Genomic DNA, 2,655 nt, shown 5'->3' with positions numbered 1-2,655 from the left:
CTCGAACAAACGTCTCCCAAGTCCCTGTCCCTGTACTTCAGGCCTGACAAACATGCGTTTCATCTCGACAGCGTCCTGCCTGATCCGGCGCATTGCGCCGCAGCCCACTAGATGCCTATCCTGGCCACGAGCCAATGCTAAACGCCCATCTGGTGGCAGCATCTCATCAAGTGGTCGATAGAACTGCGCACCAGATCTTCGGGCGCGAGGACTGGTCCTCCGGCAGCTTCAAACGCTTTAAGGACGACGCTGTAATAGTCGAACAACAGCTCCTCGAATGCCGCCACGTCAGACACTTTGGAGACAAAAGAAACATCCGAGATCATAGTAGATATCCCCCACCGCAGCCCAAAAACTGTCGCACCTTGGTTTCGAAAAAGCAACTTAGACCGGGCCGAGCGAGATCAGAGCCAATGCCCGCCAAGGTGATGGATTTCCAACGCGAGCCGTAGGGCACCGGTCCGGCGCTCGCCGCGGCGCATCCTCAGGGCAGATGCGGTACGCTGCCTGCGCTGGAGCTGGTGGGCAATGAGGTCACGCCTTCGAGAGCTTGCTCTCTAGGTATTCGCGGCGGAGGCTGTAAATCCCGGTTGCCACAATCAGCGCGGTCCCGACCCACGTCCAGACATCCGGTAACTGGCCAAAAACAAGCCAGCCATAGAACGTGCCCCACAGGATTAGTGTGTAGTGCATCGGCGCAACGACTACGGCCAAAGTCAATTCCAATGCCTTGATCACGCAAATCTCCGCGGCGGCGGCCAGAACTGCGATGAGCACCAGGATGAAGGCCTGCTCGGTGGTTGGGGTTTGCCAGACGAATGGCAGTGGCACCGTCAGCAGGACCGTGCTGACAAGGGCGGTGTAAATCACCGTCGTTGACGTTCGGTCGGTGTCGGATAATGCGCGGCTGATGATCTGACGGATAGCAAAGAACAATGCTGCAAGGATGACCAATCCGGCGGCCGGGTGCACCACGCCTAGGCCTGGGCGGATGACGATCAACACCCCGAGAAAACCGAGCGTAACGGCGACCCAACGCCGGATGCCCACCGGCTCTCGCAGTATCAGGGCGCCCAGCAAGGTGACGATGAACGGGGCGACGAATGAGATCGCGACCGCATCGGCAAGCGGTACATAGGCCAACGCGAAGATGAATAGTGACGCTGACAAGACGGCCATGCTACCGCGAAGAAGCTGCAGTTTTGGGTGTTTGGTTTGGAGAATGGGCAAGCCATAGCGCAGCAGCAGGAAGACTGCGCCGACCAGCAGGCCCAATTGACGGGTCCACACGATCTGCAACGGGTGAAGCTCAGAAGTGAGAAACTTTGCGCCGGTGTCGACGGCCGAGAACAGAAACAGGCCCAGACCCATGACCAGCAGGCCCTTACCGCTTTCCGAGCGACGGGTGGGCGCGTCTTGTGGCGACACCGGAGAGACTGGCGATGCGATGAGGTTCCCTCCAACCAGATGCGAAAGTGTCGGGCGCCTTTTCGCGCCTCTTCAGGCATTGACCACCCAACAGGATAAGGCCTTTAGAGCAGACGAGCTATGAGTTCCCCGCTCATGCGCCAAAACTAGCTTCGCTGAACTGACTTTCGATGTCGATCCGGCAAGCGGTCTCGACGATCGGTTTACTCAGGTCGGACGACGTCTTCGACCGATATCATTCCGCCGCGAACGATAAACGCGACTACCGAGGTCATTGATGGCTGCGCGCACTTGGTGAACTTGGAGCAGCCGCACATCTTCAACGGGCTTATTGACGAGTTCCTTGCGTCGAACCATTGAGCCTTTCGCTAGTCTTCGTCTGAAACAGCATTCACTGTCGTTGTCTCATCCAGGCTATGTCCAGAAAGCCATCGCCACGTAGACGTGCTAAGCCGGAATGAAACCGCAACGCCAGCCAGACCGGTTCGCCCATTGCAGAGTATGATTTCGGCTGGATGTGGGACGAGCTCGGGCTTTCAGAGCACAGGAAATAGACTATTGTTCGCCAGTGATTTCGACCTTACCCACAACCTTCGCACCACTCTCAGTAGCCAATGTCTTTGCCGCCAGATCAGCTTGGATGTGTGAGGTTGATGCAAGCTTCAGATCGTCACATTTCAAGCTGCCTTTGTGCTTGCCTTCCACGGTGATCTGCTTTGCTGACAACGCACCATCGACAGACCCGCTCAACTGTACAGTGATCGTCTCGGCGCTGACATCTCCCACCACATGACCTTTGACGTCGACACGTCCTCCGCTGGACCTGACGTCGCCTTCGATTGTCAGATCTTCTTCAATTATTGAACTCGCCACATTGAAATCCTCTGCCTAAGACAAATGCGATCCTAGATCGTAAGCTCAGAAGTGAACACCTTAATCGAATGTGAGTTGACCCGTGAGCAAACATTGACCGAACCTGCCCAACTCGCCCAACGTCCAGATCGAAAAATAGCGATGGTCGCCCTCGCTCGACGCATTGCTGTCATCCTCCATCGGATTTGGGTCGATGGTACCGAATTCTAGCCCGACGCGGCGCCGAGCGCGACTTGATCGCTTACTAATCCACCCTTCGCCTGCCTGATCGCAGGCCTTTGAGGTCCCGCAGGGACGTGGCCAGGACAGTCGCTGACGTCTGTCAATCACGCCCGTGAGATGGGCACATAGTAA

The 2,655-nt window shown here is 56.8% G+C and carries 4 protein-coding genes; all 4 read right to left on the bottom strand.

What is annotated here, in order from left to right:
- On the bottom strand, positions 1-162 hold a 162-nt coding region (locus tag Q5Y75_RS28620), incomplete at its 3' end, for a GNAT family N-acetyltransferase (protein WP_371933321.1).
- On the bottom strand, positions 138-326 hold the full coding sequence (locus Q5Y75_RS28280; RefSeq protein WP_306203633.1) for a hypothetical protein: 189 nt from the start codon (positions 324-326) through the stop codon (positions 138-140). The genes Q5Y75_RS28280 and Q5Y75_RS28620, both read right to left, overlap by 25 nt.
- Before the next feature lie 208 nt (positions 327-534).
- Positions 535-1,428, bottom strand: coding sequence for a DMT family transporter (locus Q5Y75_RS28275; protein WP_306203632.1), 894 nt, complete (start codon positions 1,426-1,428; stop codon positions 535-537).
- Positions 1,429-1,983: 555 nt separating this feature from the next.
- Positions 1,984-2,301, bottom strand: coding sequence for a bactofilin family protein (locus tag Q5Y75_RS28270; RefSeq protein ID WP_306203631.1), 318 nt, complete (start codon positions 2,299-2,301; stop codon positions 1,984-1,986).
- Positions 2,302-2,655: the final 354 nt, after the last annotated feature.

The sequence above is a fragment of the Ruegeria discodermiae genome (assembly GCF_030758345.1).
Lineage (GTDB): Bacteria > Pseudomonadota > Alphaproteobacteria > Rhodobacterales > Rhodobacteraceae > Ruegeria_C.
Note: the sequence above shows the minus strand (reverse complement) of the source record. Positions and strands in the feature narration are given on the sequence as shown.

Coding starts and splice junctions, on each gene's coding strand:
- Q5Y75_RS28280 (WP_306203633.1), bottom strand. CDS start 326: ATGATCTCGGATGTTTCTTTTGTCTCCAAAGTGTCTGACGTGGCGGCA.